Source organism: Mixta calida (genome assembly GCF_002953215.1).
GTDB classification, from domain to species: Bacteria; Pseudomonadota; Gammaproteobacteria; order Enterobacterales; family Enterobacteriaceae; genus Mixta; species Mixta calida.
This window is the reverse complement of sequence record NZ_CP026378.1, coordinates 1,351,832-1,369,325: the sequence shown is the minus strand read 5'-3', so window position 1 is coordinate 1,369,325 and position 17,494 is coordinate 1,351,832. Positions and strand designations below refer to the sequence as shown.

The window sequence follows — 17,494 nt, the reverse complement described above, 5'->3', positions numbered from 1 at the left end:
TCAACGACCGTAACGTAAGCGCAACGCTTCAGGCCAGGGCTCAAAGTAGCGCTGCTGCGACAGCCATTCGTGCGGATACTCTTTCATGTAATGTTTGATCAGCGTAATTGGCGCCAGTAAAGGCTGGAGGCCCTGACGGTAGCGATCGATCAACGACGCCAGCTCCTGACGCTGCGCGGAGGTAAGCTGACGGCGGAAATAACCCTGAACGTGCATCAAAACGTTGGTGTGATTACGCCGTGAGGCGCGATGCGACATCAAATGCATCAAGCGGTTACGGTATTCCGTCGCGTACGCGTCCAGCGAATCGAAGGTGTGCATAGAAGCGACAAAAGGGCCCAGCTGGCGATATTCCTGCTGCGAGTGCGCGAGCAACAGCAATTTATAGCGGGTATGAAACGCCATCAGGCCATGCGCCGTCAGCCCCTCTTTCCAGAGCTGGTTAAACTCATGCAGCGCATAGACACGGCTGACGAAATTTTCCCGCAGCTCGTCGTCATGCAGACGACCATCCTCCTCCATCGGCAGCCAGGGCATTTCACGTTGCAGCGCCTGGGTGAAGATGCCAATTCCCTCTTTGCGGTTGTTGTTGCTGTCAGGCTCGTAAATGCGCACCCGCTCCATACCGCAGCTGGGGGATTTCGCGCAGAGAATATAGCCGCAGAGATGATGCAGACCGGCAACTTTACGCGTAGCGAAATCCTGCATCTGCGAGGTGATCTCTTCGCCGCCGGTTTTACTGAAACAGAGCGCGACCTCATCCTCTTTTTTCACCAGGCGCAGCGCCGGACGCGGCGTCGGCAAACCGATCGCCATTTCCGGGCAGATCGGCTCATAGCGGACATAGGGGGCGAGTTCGTCTGTAGCGAAGGTCAGGCGTTTATGGCCACCGTCGAAACGGACGCTCTCTCCCAGCAAACAGGCGCTGATTCCTACCGGTATTTTCTCGCTCATACTTGTACAACCTCTTAAAGCTTGTATAATTTTAAGTGTAGCTGAAGCCGGGATGCGGCGCACTTAAAATCCAGCCAGGCCGGGCGTTAAGACAAAAAAATCCCACCGAAAGGCAGGATGATAAGATAACCATTTCTGGCGAAACGGCCTGCGACATGCATGGCGGTCAGTAAAAATCGCCGCCTGCCGCTTCCGCCTGCGCCAGCCAGACCGGCTTGCTGCTGGTTTTACTCCAGATGCGATGCAGATAGCTGTAAAAACGCGCCCTGTCGCGGCGAAACAGCATAACCGGCAGCGCCAGCACGCCTATCAACAACACCGCCGCGCGGCGCAGGATAATTTTAGGCAGGGGATAAACAGCATACATAACCTGGGCCTCCTGAGATGAATGAACAGCAACGTTCTTAAGAAGGATGATAAGCCTGATTGTGTAATTTTACTACTCATCCGACCACTAAATTGCGGAAAAAAAGCGCAGCAGCGTATAAACAACGTAACTGAGTTACAAAAATGTTAAATATAAACAGCATGTATGTTTATTCAGGCCGCAGATGGAAGCAGACGCAAAACGCAACGGGTTTTGTTAAAGTGCTGCTTTCGTCATTTTGGCGTGGCGATGGAGAGTCGTGGATGTGACCAGCGTACTGATTGTTGAAGATGAAAAAGAGATCCGCCGTTTTCTGCGCGTAGCGCTGGAAAGCGAGGCGCTGCGCGTTTACGACAGCGATACGCTGCAACGCGGTCTGATCGAAGCCGCGACGCGCAAACCCGATTTAGTGATCCTCGATCTTGGACTGCCCGACGGCGACGGCATCGATTTTATCCGCGACCTGCGGCAGTGGAGCAGCATTCCGGTCATTGTGCTTTCCGCGCGCAGCGATGAGCAGGATAAAATCGTGGCGCTGGACGCCGGTGCGGATGATTTTCTGACGAAGCCGTTTGGCGTGGGGGAGCTGCTGGCGCGGGTGCGCGTCGCGCTGCGTCGTTATGCCGGTCAGCAAACGCCGAACAGCGTCGTGCAGTTTGGTCTGGTGCAGGTCGACCTGGCGGCGCATCATATTACGCGCGACGGCGAAACCGTGCATTTGACGCCAACCGAATTTCGCCTGCTGGCGCTGTTGTTGAATAATCCCGGCAAAGTACTGACCCAGCGGCAACTGCTGAACCATGTCTGGGGCCCGAACGCCGTTGAGCATAGCCACTACCTGCGCATTTATATGGGACACCTGCGACAGAAGCTGGAGCAGGACCCTACGCGTCCTGCGCATCTGCTGACGGAGACCGGCATCGGCTATCGTTTTATGCCCTGACCCGCCGCGCGGCCAATAAAAAAGGCGCTGAAGATCAGCGCCTTTTTTCACCTTCAGACTCAGGCGTTTTTCAACACCGCGCTGACGATCTCTACCGCCTCTTTCTCGATTTTTTCGCGATGTTCCGCGCCGAGGAAACTTTCACAGTAGATTTTGTAGGCGTCTTCCGTACCGGACGGACGCGCGGCGAACCAGCCGTTTTCGGTCATCACTTTCAAACCGCCGATCGCGGCGCCGTTGCCCGGCGCGCTGGTCAGACGTGCGGTAATGGGATCGCCCGCCAGGGTGTCGGCGCTGACCATTTCCGGCGACAGCTTAGACAGCGCCGCTTTCTGCGCTGACGTCGCGGAAGCCTGCAAACGGTTGTAGCTCGGCGCGCCGAAGCGTTGCGCCAGCTCGTCGTAGTGCTGCTGCGGATTCTTGCCGGTGACCGCAGTGATTTCCGCCGCCAGCAGGCAGAGAATAATGCCGTCTTTATCCGTAGACCACGGCGTACCGTCGAAGCGCAGGAAAGAGGCGCCGGCGCTCTCTTCGCCGCCAAAGCCGAAGCTGCCATCGAACAGGCCGTCAACAAACCATTTAAAGCCTACCGGCACTTCCACCAGCTTGCGACCGATATCGTTGACCACGCGGTCGATCATGGCGCTGGAAACCAGCGTTTTGCCCACGGCGACCTCTTTGCCCCACTGCGGGCGGTGCTGGAACAGATAGTTGATCGCCACCGCCAGATAGTGGTTCGGATTCATCAGGCCAGCCGGCGTGACGATACCGTGACGGTCGTAGTCAGGATCGTTGCCGAACGCGAGATCGAACTTGTCGCGCAGCGCCAGCAGGCCCGCCATTGCGCATTCGGACGAGCAGTCCATGCGCACCGCGCCATCTTTATCTAAATGCATAAAGCGGAAAGTCTGATCGATCGCATCGTTAACGATGGTCAGATCGAGCTGGTAGTGTTCAGCGATGCGCTTCCAGTACGCCATGCCGGAGCCGCCAAGCGGATCGACGCCGATTTTCAGGCCTGCTTTTTTAATCGCGTCCATATCCACTACCTGCGCCAGTCCTTCAACGTACGGCTGGATCAGATCTTTTTCCTGGATATGACCGCTGGCCCACGCCTGATCGAGCGGCAGACGCTTCACCTCTTTCAGGTCGCCCTGAATCAGCTGGTTGGCGCGATCTTCCACCACTTTGGTGACATTGGTGTCGGCCGGGCCGCCGTTAGGCGGATTATATTTGATGCCGCCATCTTCCGGCGGGTTGTGGGACGGCGTAATCACAATGCCGTCAGCCTGCGCGCCGCCCGCTTTATTGTGCTCAAGAATCGCGTTGGAGATCGCCGGCGTCGGCGTATAGCCGTTATCCTGTTGCACAATCACATCAACGCCGTTGGCCGCCAGCACTTCAAGCACGGAGATAATGGCGGGCTCTGACAACGCATGCGTGTCTTTACCGACGTAGCAAGGCCCGGTAATGCCATTTTTCTTGCGTTCTTCCGCTATCGCCTGCGCAATGGCCAGAATATGCGTTTCATTGAAACTGCGACGCGCGGCGCTCCCGCGATGGCCTGAGGTGCCAAACTTCACCGCGTGTTCCGCATTTCCTTTTTCTGGCTGCAGAACGTAATACTGAGATGTTAATTGTGCAACGTTAATCAAATCGCTCTGCTGGGCTGGCTGCCCGGCACGGGGGTGATTGGCCATTGGCGCTTCTCCCTGACGCTTCAGTTAAATGGTGCCGCAAACCTTATCAGTCAGTTCCTGCGGGAACTGCATTGCCAGCATAATGTGTTCCACCATGCTGCATTTGCGACCTGTGTTAGTGTTGGTGATCACCCAGTACGGCGTGCCGGGCACATGCTTCGGCTTGGTATGGGTGCCATGCTGCAACAGTGTGTGTTCGTCGCCGGCAAAGTAAACGCGGGTGCGTCCCTGCAACGAAGCAGTGGCCTCCGCAAATGCGTTGGGATCAAGATTATAGAGTGTCGACAGAATCAGCATAAAACGGTTCACCGCCTTTTTCTGCTCGGCGTACTCATCAGAGAGTAGCAGCTCACGCACGGCGCGCACCCGATCCTGTGAACGGGGAGCCGGTTTGCTCGCTTCATTTTCCTGACTGACGCTGACAGCCATTGCCGGAGCCGGGGCGGCAGACGGGACAGCTGCCGCTGCCGGAGCACTCTGACCGGCGGTAAATTTCAACATACGCCGTAAAATATCCGAGGCGCTTTCACCGATATGCTGCGTGTGGCTGGCAATGTAGCGGTATAGCTCTTCGTCGACTTCAATCGTTTTCATCTTCATCCGTACGGTAATTGCTTGTGGCAGAACCCGGCGCGGCGAGCGGACGCTAAAAAAAGCGAAACAGTCTGCGTCGGCGTTCTAACATAAGGATTATAAAGTTAAATCCTGCGGGTCGGTAGCGACGTTGGCGCTTGCAGGCAAAAGTCAGAATATGCCGCAAAGCCCCCCGGCAAACAACCATTGACCGATCGGCAGGGATAGTGAAAACCATGATAACCTAAGCTTTCCTTTCAACTGTAAGAACTTTGCCATGAATTTGAATACTCGACTGCAAACTGAGCAGTCCGTCGCGGACGCCACCCCTGTACTGTTGATTCACGGCCTGTTCGGCAGCCTGGATAATCTGGGCGTGCTGGCGCGCGGCTTAAAGGCGGATCGGCCGTTGATTCAGGTTGATGTGCGCAATCACGGCCTGTCGCCGCGCAGCGAAGAGATGTCTTACCGCGCGATGGCGCAGGATATGCTGGAAACGCTCGATCGACACGACATTGATAAGGTGACGGTTATCGGTCATTCCATGGGCGGCAAAATCGCCATGACCATGACGGCGCTGGCGCCCGAACGCATCGAACAGCTGGTGCTGATCGATATCGCCCCGGTGGATTATCAGACCCGCCGTCACGACGCGATTTTCGCCGCAGTGAACGCGGTGACGGCGGCAGGCGTGACGCAGCGTAGCGCGGCGGCCGAAGTGATGCGCGAGGTCATTACAGAAGAAGGCGTCATCCAGTTCCTGCTGAAGTCGTTCTTTGAAGGCGAATGGCGCTTCAATGTTCCTGCCCTGTGGGCTAACTATTCGGCTATCTCCGGCTGGGAAACGGTGCCCTCCTGGTCAGGCCCGGCGCTATTTATCCGCGGGGGCTTTCTCCCTATCTGGATGATATTCATCGCAATGCGCTGCTGGCGCAGTTCCCGCAGGCGCGCGCGCATGTCATCGCCGGCGCCGGGCACTGGGTGCATGCGGAAAAGCCCGATGTAGTATTGCGCGCGGTGCGGCGTTTTTTAGCGCTGTAAAAGCAAAGCGTTAACAGGCCGACAATGATTGTTCTCAAACTTTTCGCAGGGTATGATGGCGCGCTAAAATTTTGCCGCTGCTAAAACGGCGGCAAACCGGCCCAAAACGTCACCATGCGCGGCGCAAACGCGCAGCCCATTCAGTATCACGATTCTATGGCAAAAGAACATACGGACCGGACCACGCTCGATCTGTTTGCAGATGAACGTCGCCCGGGACGCCCGAAAACCAGTCCGCTGTCGCGTGATGAGCAACTTCGTATCAACAAGCGCAACCAGTTGAAACGTGACAAAGTACGCGGATTGCGGCGCGTTGAACTGAAGATGAACAGCGAAGCGGTGGAAGCGCTTAACGCGATGGCCGCCGAGCGCGGCGTAAGCCGAAGCGAGCTGATTGAAGAGATGATCCTCGCCCAGTTAAAGGCGCTTTAAACGGCTGGAAGAAGCGCACTCAGGAACAAATGCAGCGGCTTTACGAGTTCCGCCTCCATTCGGTCTCTGCTATTATTGCCGTAATCTGCATACCACGGGCAGTTACCATATATTTAAGTTTCAAGAGGTTATTAAACTCATGGCAATCGTAGGCATTTTCTTTGGCAGCGATACCGGCAATACAGAAAACATTGCGAAGATGATCCAGAAACAACTCGGTAGCGATGTTGCCGAAGTGCATGATATTGCCAAGAGCAGTAAAGAAGACCTGGAAGCGTTTGATATCCTGCTGTTAGGCATTCCAACCTGGTATTACGGCGAAGCGCAGTGTGACTGGGATGATTTCTTCCCGACGCTGGAAGAGATCGACTTCAACGGTAAGCTGGTGGCGCTGTTTGGCTGCGGCGACCAGGAAGATTACGCTGAATATTTCTGCGATGCGATGGGCACCATTCGTGACATCATCGAGCCGAACGGCGCGGTGATTGTTGGCCACTGGCCGACCGAAGGCTACCACTTCGAAGCCTCTAAAGGCCTGGCCGACGACAAGCACTTCCTTGGCCTGGCGATCGATGAAGACCGTCAGCCTGAGCTGACCAACGAACGCGTCGAGAAGTGGGTGAAGCAGATTTATGAAGAACTGCATCTGCAGGAAATTCTGGAAGCCTGATTTTACGGCTTATTGTGTGCTGTATCACATTGCGTAACAGGTTTTTCCTATAGGAATGATAGGTACGGGTTTGAAAATTTTACCAGTGAGTCGGTAGAATACCCGTATCGGTCACACGCTTTTCTGCCGTCGTGCTGTAAAGCGGCAGGATTAAGCGAAATGTAAACGCAGCATTAATGAGCATGAACAACGCCGGACGTAGCGATCTTTTCATACTTCCACTTGCGACTTCACGCATCCCCTTACGGTTTTCATTTCGAAGCATCAGTTCTATAATGAGACGCTATTAACTTAGCGTCGACCGATGTTCATGGCTGTTCAGCCACATTGTGACTAGCAAAGTAACAGGACAATATCCGCATGACTGACAATAACACCGCATTAAAGAAGGCCGGCCTGAAGGTTACGCTTCCGCGACTAAAAATCCTGGAAGTGCTTCAGGAACCTGAGTGCCATCACGTCAGTGCGGAAGATTTGTACAAGCGCCTGATTGATATGGGTGAAGAAATTGGGCTGGCGACGGTATATCGCGTGCTGAACCAGTTTGATGATGCCGGTATCGTCACGCGTCATAATTTTGAAGGCGGCAAGTCCGTTTTCGAACTGACTCAGCAGCATCACCACGATCATCTGATCTGCCTGGACTGCGGCAAAGTCATTGAGTTTAGCGATGAATCCATTGAAGCCCGCCAGCGTGAAATCGCCACGCGTCACGGCATCAAACTGACCAACCACAGCCTCTATCTGTATGGTCATTGCGCGCTGGGCGACTGTCGCGAAGACGACTCTTTACACGATAAATAATCAATTGTGCTATGCAGTAATGAAAAACCGGCGCCGACGCGCCGGTTTTTTTTATGGCTGGGATGGTGCTTTGGCCCACAAGCCGTTTACCACAACGCAGGCTTAAAGCGCTTCGCTGCGGCTGACGCGCTGCCCATCCGGGCTGACGCTGCGCACCTCTACCCTCCTGCCCGCTTCAATTCGGGTTTATTGTCTTCATCATAGCGCAGCCAGCTTTGTCCGCCGTCCAGCGAGTAGTCGATAGCCAGGCCCGGCAATGCGATATTCGCTTCCAGAAAACCGTTATGAATGCGCGCGCCCGGCACCGGCAGACGCCAGGCGATGCCCGCTCTGTCCAGCTTCGCCAGTTCGCGTTGTCCTAACAGGTTGGCGAAACGCTGCCAGTCGCGGTTGAGCGCGGCGCGATCGACCCGCTGCGTTACGCCGCCGACATATTCCCGTCCCGGCTGATATTCCTGCTCCCATTCGGCACGATGCCATGCGCGTTCGGCGACGGCGAACAGGCGTGGGAAAATCATATATTCCATCTGCTCATCGGTGCGTACGGTTTCGCTCCACAGCTGAGCCGACAGGCCCCAGGCGCCGGGCCAGGGCTTGTCAGAGCGGGCGCTGAAAGGTTTACCGTCGCGATCGACAGAGGTCTCCGCATTCTGCGGCAGGTTATTTGGCGCAAAGCTGAACATTTTACGTTCATCGCTAAAACGGGTGCCCCAGTAATAACCGCGCTCTTGCGGGTTCACTTCATACGGAAAGTCCATATAGACATAGTCGGGACTGGAGATAATCACATCATAGCCCTTGTTCGCCCAGTCATTAGCGCTGTCGAACCCGCCCCAGTAGAGCGTATCCCAGAAGTTTACCGCGACCTGCGGCGTGGCGAACGCTGCGGCATTGTCCGCATGTTTCAAGCCATCCTGCCAGGCCTGCATACGTTGAATGCCGTGTGACCGCAGCTGGCGGCTGACGGCCAGCGCAAAGTCGCTGGGCAGATGATCCAAATCTTTCATTTTTCCTGCGGCGATCATCGTCTGGCAGACGGATGATTTTTCCCACGGGCGGTTCTCTTTGCTTTGATCGATAACGCCGGTGCCCGGCTTCGGCTGTTTTATGTCGCTGTAGCCCGCGCCAAATCGAATGTTTTTCGCCTCGTCGCCGCCAAAGTGCCAGGTTGTTAACGGCTGTCCCGCCGCCTGGTGCATCGCCTGCACTTCAGCGATCACTTTATCGACAAATCGCAGGCTGGACGGCATACAGGGATTGAGATAGCTGGTGCGATCGTATAGCTGTACGGAGGTGGTATTAGAGCTGTCCGATGGATCAAGCAGACGATATTCGTTCGCCTGTTGCTCCTTTCCTTGCCGCATCAGTCTCTGATAGCGCGCTTCCATAGCGATAACCGCCGCACGTGCGTGCGCGGGCATATCGAACTCCGGGATGACCTCAATATGTCGCGCCCGGGCGTATTTAATGATATCGATATAATCGCTTCGGCTCAGGAAGCCGCTGCCGTTATTATTGCTGAAAGGGCCGGACCCCAGCTGCGGCAACAGGCAGCGCTGCTCGCTGAGATCGTGACAGCGACGCGCGCCGATTTCCGTCAATTCAGGCAGACCGGGGATTTCAATGCGCCAGCCCTCATCATCGCTGAGATGGAAATGGAATTTATTCAGTTTCCAGGCGGCCATCTGATCCAGCAGACGCACGATCGCCTGTTTGCTGTGAAAGTTGCGCGCCACGTCCAGAAAAGCGCCACGATAAGCAAAGCGTGGCGCGTCCCAGGCATCAAGCGTGGCGACAACCGGCTTGCCTCCGGCTGGCAGAAGAGAGATTACCGACATCAAACCGTAAAACAGCCCTGCCCGATCATAGCCGGTAACCGCGATTTCCTGCGGCGTAATGCGCAGACGATACGCCCCGCTTACCGCCCCGGCATTGGCGAACTGGGCAGCGTCGATACGCGTCGTCAGCGGCACGCCCCGCTTGCTGGCGTTGACGTTCATCAAGGCGAAGCGGTTGCGCACTGCCGCCGCCTGATCCGCAGGCAGCGCAGCAAGATCAAACGCGATCCCGCCGCTGAGGTCGAGATCGGCCTGATGAACCGTCAGGCTTAACGGCGTCGGCGTGATTTGCCCGCGCAGCGCGGCGGCGGGGAGCCGATGAATATCGCCATTTTTAACAAAGCGGCTGGCAGGCTGCATTAACAGGTTTTTATCGTCAGCGATGCGCTTCCAGTGGGGGCCGACTGGCGCAACGAACTGCGTCAGATCTTCGGTATCGGTACTGGCGATAATGCGCGGCTCAGCATTATCCGCCGTCACGTACCAGCGCGGCATGACGTCGGTAATAAACAGCTGCCAGTACTCATTGATAAGCGGAATATCCACCGATTCGCCCGCCGCCAGTCCGGTGAATTTCTCCGTCGGCTCCAGCTTCACCAGATCGCCCACCAAATGGGTCAGCTTAAACTTGTCGCTTTCCACTTTCAGCGTCGCATGGACATGGCTCATATAAATAGCCCAGCTGCGGCTTTTCAGCGCAGGGCCATTATTGGTCAGCGTGATCGTCGCCCGATTACAGGCGGCCCAGTCCGCCCCCAGCGCAGCGCAGTCGACGCCATGCTGGTTAGCCAGATTATCCGTGACCTGATAACGCACGTCGAACTGGCTTATCTGATCCACAACCCGCTGCGCCTGCATGCCGGACGAGCTGCATCCCGCCAGTGCGGCGATGATTAATGCTGACAACGTGAGACATTTCATTTTTTCCCCTTATGCTTCCCTGTCGCGTGGGCTTCCGAACAGCCTCAGGCGATTACCGATACAGCCGTTTGTTAAGGCGGCGTCTACCGCCCGCTCTGTTTAAAAAGGGTGAAGGGCGCGATAATCATAAACTTCACATCTTTTTCATCCTGGAAAATATTGCCGAACCCGCCGCCATAGCTGGCGATATCGCTGTGATTGTCGTAACGCGTGAAGTGCAGCTTAAACAGGGTGTCCTTTGCCCTGCCCTGCTGGATGGTGTAGAGCAGATCAAGATTCCAGGCGGATTCACGCAGCCGTTGGCCTTGATCCCATTGCGGACTGGTGCTGGGTTTCGCATCCCATCCCCAGGCATACGATGTGCCAATCGCCCAACCGGGCAGATTCCAACCCGCCAGGTCGTACGTGACGCCAGCAAACAGCGCTTTTTCACCGTTGGCGTTCCAGTCCGAACGCGCATCCCACCAGATATCAAGCCGCCCGTTAGAACTGGCCCAGGAAGGCGTCATCCGTTGCAGAAAAAAGCCCTGATTGCCTTCCGCCTTCACCCAGGTTCCTTCCAGGCGTAAATCAAAAGGCCCCAGACATACCCAAACGTCAGCGCCTGTAGCCAGGCCAGGCCGTCATAAACATCATTGCTGTTTGCCGCACCGCCGCTTTCGTGATCTTTTGCGCCATAAAACTGGTAGCTGGTGCGTAGAGCGCGATCGCCCAGCGGCATGCTCCAGGAGGCTTTGGCAAAGTACTGGTCCATATAATCCGCCGCCTGCCCCCATGACGCTTCCAGGATCAGTTGGTTTTTAAAATCGTAGCGGGCGCCGATCGCCTGCATCCAGGGGATGCCGGTTTTTCCATCGGCTTTACGAAACGTATAGAAATTACGATACCAGGGCGCTTTATAGCGATCGGTCCACATCCAGGAGATGTCCAGCCTCCCCGCATCGGTAAAATCGCTGCTTGCGCCGGCTTCTATCGCGCGATAGGTGCCAGGCAGAAAACTCCAGTGCGGCGCGAACAGCGTCTGTCCCTGCGGCTGAATATAGCCAGCCCGCAGCCAGTAATCATCAGCCTTCATTTTCAGCGCGGCTTTATACAGGCTGGCGCCGCTACGATCGCCTCCCCACTCTTCTTCCCAGCGATGTTTTGCCCGGCTGAAGCCAATTTCATTCGGCGTTGCCGGGCCGCTATTGCTCATTTCAATCGCGCCAAACAGCGCGAGATCCAGTCCAATAATATCGGCAGCGTAACCCGAATTAAAATCAAGGCTGCCGTTAACGGTGGCGTGATGTAAATTGGGCTGATATTGACCGTAATGTTCGCTCTCTTTATTCATCTCTTTACGGTCACGCTGTCGCTGCCAGTAATATACAGCGCCGTTTAATGAAGCATCATCGATAAAACCGCTGGCGTGAATCGAAGGCGTAATAATAAAGCTGGCAAGCGCGGTAAGCATGGATAGCGCCCAGCATAGCCCCTTACGCCCGCCTGTTAAGGTGCGCATAGGTTATTCCTCTTTGACGGAAAAATCGAAAACAATAAAAAAAGCGGGTAATCAAAGCGTACCCTGACAAATTCAAGGATATTTTTCGCAACGCGAATTATCAACAGGAACGAGTGACTGAGTTATTAAATTATGACCCGGAACACATAAAAAAGATAAATAATGGCGGGATAAACAGACAAAGACTCATCGCAATATAAATATGAGCTTCCTATTTATTTTATTAACCAGTAATAAAATAGTTATTACGTTAATTAAAATCTAAAGGATATTCAATTAACGCTTTTGCGGCATATAAAAATAATTAAATGCAGGACAAAACGCCTGTCCTGCAGGAATGAATTATCTGGCGTATACCGGCAGCAGATCGACGTAGCTGAGCAGCGACACCACAATGTTCAGCGCGGCGAACAGCAGCACCAGTACAAGGGGAAACAGGCCGCCTTTCAGTTTCCAGCCCTGCGCTTCAGGGAAACGCTGTCTGGCGCGGTACGCCAGCAGCGCCGGGGTAATCACCGCCCAGATGGTGGCTGCCAGCCCGGCATAGCCGATCGCCAACAGAAAACCGTTCGGCCAGATCAGCGCGGCGACAAGCGGCACGACAAAGGTGACCAGCGTGGTTTTCAGCCTGCCTGTCGCGCCGTTATTAAATTTCAGCAGATCGGCAAGATAGTCAAACAGCCCCAGCGTGACGCCAAGAAACGAGCTGGCGACAGCAAAGGTGGAGAAGATGGTCAGCAGCGCGCTAAGCGAGGCGTTTTGCAGCAGGCCGCCCAGCGCTTCCACCAGCGCATCGATATTACCGCCGCGCTGGGCAATGGCGATAAAATCTGCGCGCGGAATATTCCCCATGGTGCCGATAATCCATACCAGATAGATCGCCAGCGCGGCGACGGTACCCAGCAACAGGCAGCACGCCACCTTTTTGCCATCGCGCTGGTAATAGCCGATGAGGCCGGAAATATTACCGTGATAGCCAAACGAGGCAAGGCAAAAAGGCACCACCATCCAGAGATAGCGCAGATAGCGCGCCTCCTCGCCGCCGCTGGGGAACAGCAGCGCAGGCTTTACATGCCCCAACAGGCCGCCGAACAGCAGGAAGAAAGTGATTACCTTCGCGCCGAGAAAAATCAGCGTGACGCGACTGACGACGGCAGTGCCCAACCAGACAAACAGCGCCACCAGCAGCGTAAAGCCCAGCCCGGCGATTCGGGCCGACACCGGCATGCCCAGCGAGGCGAAGGTATGCTGCAAAATAGCGCCGCTTGCGGAGATATAGGCGTAGGTCAGAATGCCCAGCACGAAGGCGATTGAAGCGCCGTTAATCAGATTCCAGCGCCGCCCCAGCAGATCGCGCGTCAGGGTGTCGAAACCTGCGCCGGTGGGATAATGCAGGCTGGCTTCCAGAAACATCAGTCCGGAAAGCAGCATACAGAGCCAGGTGAGCAGCAACATTGCCGCCGACCAGCTAAACCAGGCGCCGGACATCACTACCGGCAGGGAAAACATGCCGGCGCCGACCACGGTGCCGGTAATAATCAGTGTGCCCCAAAGTACAGAAGGGAGTTTGCTGGCGGAAACCGCTGTTCCCATAACGCGTCCTTAGAATGATATCTGTTCATTTTATATTCAGCTGGCGTTCTGTCTGGCAGAACCACCGCTCAGGCAGACATTCTACCTCAGAGTGAACTCATGAACTAGTACATAACAAGGAACGATTTTGATGTGGCGCAGGCTAATGGCGGAATGGCATCGGCGGAAACCTGACGTTTACCAGCGGAACGGGAGCGCCCTTCTCGCCCGATGGGACGACAGGCGTAAAAAAGGCGGCTCGTTGAGCCGCCTTGCTGACAATTACGCGGTTTTACTCGCCGCTTTTCGCCCAGGTGTCGCGCAGGCCAACGGTTCGGTTGAACACCAGATGCTGCGGGCTGGAATAGACGCTGTCGGCGCAGAAATAACCTTCGCGCTCAAACTGGTAAGGCGAAGTCGCTTCCGCCTGCTTCAGGCCAGGCTCCACAAAGCCCTGTTTGATCACCAGCGATTCCGGGTTAATGGTGGCGAGGAAATCTTCCGCCGCGCCCGGATTCGGCACGCTGAACAGACGATCGTAAAGACGGAATTCGGCCGGCACCGCATGTTCTGCGGAAACCCAGTGGATCACGCCTTTTACTTTACGTCCGTCTGCCGGATCTTTGCTCAGCGTATCCACGTCGCAGGTGCAGAAGATGCAGGTAATGTTGCCTTCTTCATCTTTCGCCACGCGCTCGGCGCGAATAACGTAAGCGTTGCGCAGACGCACTTCTTTACCCAATACCAGACGTTTGTACTGCTTGTTGGCCTCTTCGCGGAAGTCGGCGCGATCGATCCAGATTTCACGGCTGAACGGCACTGTGCGCTGGCCCATTTCCGGCTTGTTGGGATGATTAGGCATCTCAATCATCTCTTCATGTCCGGCAGGCAGGTTTTCGATCACGATCTTCAGCGGATCGAGCACCGCCATCGCGCGCGGCGCGTTCTCGTTCAGGTCGTCGCGAATACAGGATTCCAGCGACGCCATTTCAACGATGTTGTCCTGCTTGGTGACGCCGATGCGACGGCAGAATTCACGGATCGAGGCGGCGGTATAGCCACGACGACGCAGACCGGAAACGGTCAGCATGCGCGGATCGTCCCAGCCTTCCACAATCTTCTCGGTCACCAGCAGGTTCAGCTTGCGCTTGGACATGATGGCGTATTCGAGATTAAGACGCGAAAACTCATACTGACGCGGATGTGTCGGAATGGTGATGTTGTCCAGCACCCAGTCATAAAGACGACGGTTATCCTGGAACTCCAGCGTACAGAGCGAATGGGTGATCCCCTCCAGCGCATCGGAGATGCAATGGGTGAAATCATACATCGGATAGATGCACCATTTGTTGCCGGTCTGATGATGTTCGGCGAATTTAACGCGGTACAGCACCGGGTCACGCATTACGATAAAGTTGGACGCCATATCGATTTTTGCGCGCAGGCAGGCCGCGCCTTCGGCGAATTCACCGTTGCGCATTTTTTCAAACAGCGCCAGGTTCTCTTCTACGCTGCGATCGCGGTAAGGGCTATTTTTACCCGGCGACGTCAGCGTGCCGCGATATTCGCGGATCTGCTCTGGCGACAGCTCGTCGACATAGGCCAGGCCTTTATTGATCAGCTCAATAGCGTACTGATAAAGCTGGTCGAAATAATTAGAGGAGTAACAGACCTCGCCGCTCCACTGGAAACCCAGCCACTGCACGTCACGCTTGATGGACTCAACGAACTCGATATCTTCTTTTGCTGGGTTGGTATCATCAAAGCGCAGGTTGCACTGCCCCTGATAATCCTGGGCGATGCCGAAGTTCAGGCAGATCGACTTGGCGTGACCAATATGCAGGTAGCCGTTCGGCTCCGGTGGAAAGCGGGTATGCACACTGCTGTGCTTGCCGCTCGCCAGATCTTCGTCGATGATCTGACGAATAAAGTTAGTTGGGCGGGCTTCAGCCTCACTCATCACTGTATCCTCAACACAAAATGTCTGGTTGGTTTAACCATGAAATAACGGATTATGATCCACAAAGCGCGCAAGGGAAACAACCGTTTGTTGGCGCCAGGGCAGAAAAAAGGCAGGAATCGCTTCCTGCCTTAGAGAGGTTTAATGCCAGGGGGGCGTTATTTGCGGATTTCGTACAGTTTGCTTTCGCCTGCAACCACCGTTCCCGTCGCCAGCGACGCCACGCCAGCGAAGTCGTCGATGTTGCTGACCACTACCGGACTGATCATTGAGCGGGCATTCGCGTTAAGGAAATCAAGATCCATTTCCAGCACCGGCTGACCGGCGCTAACGGTCGCGCCCTCTTCCGCCAGACGCTTAAAGCCCTTGCCCGCCAGCGCAACAGTATCCAGCCCCATATGCACCACAATCTCCACGCCGTCCGCCGTTTCCAGGCAGAACGCGTGATTGGTGTTGAAAATTTTCACCAGCGTGCCTGCGGTCGGCGCCACCACGATGTTGCCGGTAGGCTTGATTGCCAGACCGTCGCCCACCGCTTTGCTGGCAAACGCCTCGTCCGGTACCTGATCCAGCGCCACGATTTCGCCGCTCACCGGCGCCAGCAGCTTGGCGAAGGCGTGCTGCGCGGTCGTTGCTGGCGCAGCGACCGGCGCGCTTTTCACCGCATCAGCGACCGGCGCCGCCGCGCCTGAGGCTGCTACCGGGCCTTTCGCCAACACTTTTTTCATCGCAGAGGCGATCGATTCCGCCTGGGTGCCGACAATAATCTGCACGCTCTGTTTATTCAGACGGATTACGCCCGACGCGCCAAGACGTTTAGCCAGCCCCTCATTCAGCGTAGCGCTGTCTTTCACATTCAGGCGCAGACGGGTGATACAGGCATCGATGTGCGTCAGGTTATCGGAGCCGCCCACCGCGCTGATATAGCGACGCGCCAGCGATTCGGTTTCCGTTTCGCCACTTACGCCGCTCTCCACGTTCACATCGTAGCCATCGCTTTCATCGCCTGACACCGCCAACTCGCGGCCCGGTGTCATCAGGTTGAATTTTTTGATGGTGAAACGGAACACCAGATAGTAGATGACGAAGAACACCAGACCCTGCGGGATCAGCATATACCACTGCGTTGCCAGCGGGTTGCGCGATTGCAGCGCCATATCTACCAGACCGGCGCTGAAGCCGAAGCCGGAGATCCAGTGCATGTTGGCGGAGATAAAGACGGAGATGCCGGTCAGCACCGCATGGATGACATACAGCACCGGCGCCACGAACATAAAGGAGAATTCCAGCGGTTCGGTAATGCCGGTAAAGAAGGCCGCAAACGCCGCCGCGATCATAATGCCGCCGACTTTGGCGCGGTTTTCTGGACGGGCGCACTGGTAAATCGCCAGCGCCGCGCCAGGCAGACCGAACATCATAATCGGGAAGAAACCGGCCTGATACTGTCCGGTGACGCCGACAATCCCTTTGCCGCTGGCGATAGACTGCGCGCCGCCGAGGAAGTTCGGGATATCGTTAATGCCGGCCACGTCAAACCAGAATACTGAATTGAGCGCGTGATGCAGACCAACCGGAATCAGCAGACGGTTGAAGAAGGCATAGACGCCAGCGCCGACTGAACCCAGCTTCTGAATATGTTCGCCGAAGTTCACCAGCGCATCGAAGATCACCGGCCAGACGTACATCAGAATAAAGGAAACCAGAATCATCAGGAAGGAGACCAGAATGGGCACCAGCCTGCGTCCGCTAAAGAACGACAGCGCTTTCGGCAGCTCTACGTGACTGAAGCGGTTGTAAACCTCAGCGGAGAGGATACCGACCAGAATACCGACAAACTGGTTGTTGATTTTGCCGAAGGCGGCGGGCACCTGCTCCAGCGGCATATGCTGAATCATCGCCACTGCCGCTGGCGAGCAGAGCGTGGTGACGACCAGAAAACCGACGAAGCCGGAAAGCGCCGCGGCGCCATCTTTATCTTTCGACATACCGTAAGCGATGCCGACGGCAAACAGCGCCGCCATGTTTTCGATAATTGCGCCGCCCGACTTGATCAGCAGCGCCGCCAGCGCATTGCCCGCGCCCCAGCTGTCAGGATCGAGCCAGTAGCCGACGCCCATGAGTATCGCGGCGGCCGGCAGCGTAGCCACCGGCACCATCAGCGCCCGCCCTACTTTCTGCAAATAACTGAGAATATTCACTATTTCCCCCTGTGAGAATC

Annotated in this window: 11 protein-coding genes and 3 pseudogenes; 5 read left to right on the top strand and 9 right to left on the bottom strand. The window is 55.8% G+C overall.

Annotated elements, in window-relative coordinates; genetic code table 11:
• Complete coding sequence (locus tag C2E16_RS06460) at positions 1-954, bottom strand: YbgA family protein (protein ID WP_038627398.1); 954 nt, start codon at positions 952-954, stop codon at positions 1-3.
• A 166-nt stretch (positions 955-1,120) separates the two neighbouring features.
• The gene (locus C2E16_RS06455; protein ID WP_038627400.1) at positions 1,121-1,321 is read right to left on the bottom strand and encodes a YbfA family protein; all 201 of its coding nucleotides are present in this window, start codon (positions 1,319-1,321) and stop codon (positions 1,121-1,123) included.
• Between the two features lie 265 nt (positions 1,322-1,586).
• Here C2E16_RS06455 and kdpE point away from each other — a divergent pair, with 265 nt between their 5' ends.
• Positions 1,587-2,264 (top strand): two-component system response regulator KdpE, encoded by a 678-nt coding sequence (gene kdpE / locus C2E16_RS06450; RefSeq protein WP_038630086.1) that lies wholly within the window; start codon positions 1,587-1,589, stop codon positions 2,262-2,264.
• Positions 2,265-2,323: 59 nt separating this feature from the next.
• Here the strand turns inward: kdpE and pgm are convergent, their stop codons facing one another.
• Together pgm and seqA are read right to left on the bottom strand one after the other, a co-directional pair.
• A complete protein-coding gene (gene pgm, locus C2E16_RS06445) occupies positions 2,324-3,964 on the bottom strand; it encodes a phosphoglucomutase (alpha-D-glucose-1,6-bisphosphate-dependent) (RefSeq protein WP_038627402.1) in 1,641 nt (546 codons plus the stop codon).
• Positions 3,965-3,988: 24 nt separating this feature from the next.
• Positions 3,989-4,558 (bottom strand): replication initiation negative regulator SeqA, encoded by a 570-nt coding sequence (gene seqA, locus C2E16_RS06440; RefSeq protein ID WP_038630087.1) that lies wholly within the window; start codon positions 4,556-4,558, stop codon positions 3,989-3,991.
• A 256-nt stretch (positions 4,559-4,814) separates the two neighbouring features.
• On the opposite strand from seqA, the pseudogene ybfF reads away from it, so the two are divergent.
• The 4 genes and pseudogenes from ybfF (at position 4,815) to fur (ending at position 7,484) form a co-directional block, all read left to right on the top strand.
• A pseudogene (gene ybfF / locus C2E16_RS06435) lies at positions 4,815-5,578 on the top strand (esterase).
• 156 nt (positions 5,579-5,734) lie between these two features.
• Positions 5,735-6,010: a LexA regulated protein gene (gene ybfE / locus C2E16_RS06430; protein ID WP_038630088.1), complete on the top strand. Its 276-nt coding sequence runs from the start codon at positions 5,735-5,737 to the stop codon at positions 6,008-6,010.
• Positions 6,011-6,149: 139 nt separating this feature from the next.
• Complete coding sequence (gene fldA / locus C2E16_RS06425; protein ID WP_038627406.1) at positions 6,150-6,680, top strand: flavodoxin FldA; 531 nt, start codon at positions 6,150-6,152, stop codon at positions 6,678-6,680.
• Positions 6,681-7,040: 360 nt separating this feature from the next.
• Complete coding sequence (gene fur / locus C2E16_RS06420) at positions 7,041-7,484, top strand: ferric iron uptake transcriptional regulator (RefSeq protein ID WP_038627408.1); 444 nt, start codon at positions 7,041-7,043, stop codon at positions 7,482-7,484.
• Between the two features lie 102 nt (positions 7,485-7,586).
• Here fur and C2E16_RS06415 read toward each other — a convergent pair.
• From C2E16_RS06415 to nagE, 5 genes and pseudogenes are all read right to left on the bottom strand, one after another.
• Positions 7,587-10,243: pseudogene (locus C2E16_RS06415) on the bottom strand (beta-N-acetylhexosaminidase).
• 83 nt (positions 10,244-10,326) lie between these two features.
• Positions 10,327-11,744, bottom strand: a pseudogene (gene chiP / locus C2E16_RS06410) (chitoporin ChiP).
• Between the two features lie 342 nt (positions 11,745-12,086).
• A complete protein-coding gene (gene mtr, locus C2E16_RS06405; RefSeq protein ID WP_084970219.1) occupies positions 12,087-13,337 on the bottom strand; it encodes a tryptophan permease in 1,251 nt (416 codons plus the stop codon).
• Positions 13,338-13,608: 271 nt separating this feature from the next.
• Complete coding sequence (gene glnS / locus C2E16_RS06400; protein WP_038627415.1) at positions 13,609-15,276, bottom strand: glutamine--tRNA ligase; 1,668 nt, start codon at positions 15,274-15,276, stop codon at positions 13,609-13,611.
• A gap of 158 nt (positions 15,277-15,434) precedes the next feature.
• Positions 15,435-17,474 (bottom strand): N-acetylglucosamine-specific PTS transporter subunit IIBC, encoded by a 2,040-nt coding sequence (gene nagE / locus C2E16_RS06395; protein ID WP_084970218.1) that lies wholly within the window; start codon positions 17,472-17,474, stop codon positions 15,435-15,437.
• Between the last annotated feature and the right edge of the window lie 20 nt (positions 17,475-17,494).

Coding starts and splice junctions, on each gene's coding strand:
- C2E16_RS06460 (WP_038627398.1), bottom strand. CDS start 954: ATGAGCGAGAAAATACCGGTAGGAATCAGCGCCTGTTTGCTGGGAGAG.
- C2E16_RS06455 (WP_038627400.1), bottom strand. CDS start 1,321: ATGTATGCTGTTTATCCCCTGCCTAAAATTATCCTGCGCCGCGCGGCG.
- pgm (WP_038627402.1), bottom strand. CDS start 3,964: ATGGCCAATCACCCCCGTGCCGGGCAGCCAGCCCAGCAGAGCGATTTG.
- seqA (WP_038630087.1), bottom strand. CDS start 4,558: ATGAAAACGATTGAAGTCGACGAAGAGCTATACCGCTACATTGCCAGC.
- ybfE (WP_038630088.1), top strand. CDS start 5,735: ATGGCAAAAGAACATACGGACCGGACCACGCTCGATCTGTTTGCAGAT.
- fldA (WP_038627406.1), top strand. CDS start 6,150: ATGGCAATCGTAGGCATTTTCTTTGGCAGCGATACCGGCAATACAGAA.
- fur (WP_038627408.1), top strand. CDS start 7,041: ATGACTGACAATAACACCGCATTAAAGAAGGCCGGCCTGAAGGTTACG.
- mtr (WP_084970219.1), bottom strand. CDS start 13,337: ATGGGAACAGCGGTTTCCGCCAGCAAACTCCCTTCTGTACTTTGGGGC.
- glnS (WP_038627415.1), bottom strand. CDS start 15,276: ATGAGTGAGGCTGAAGCCCGCCCAACTAACTTTATTCGTCAGATCATC.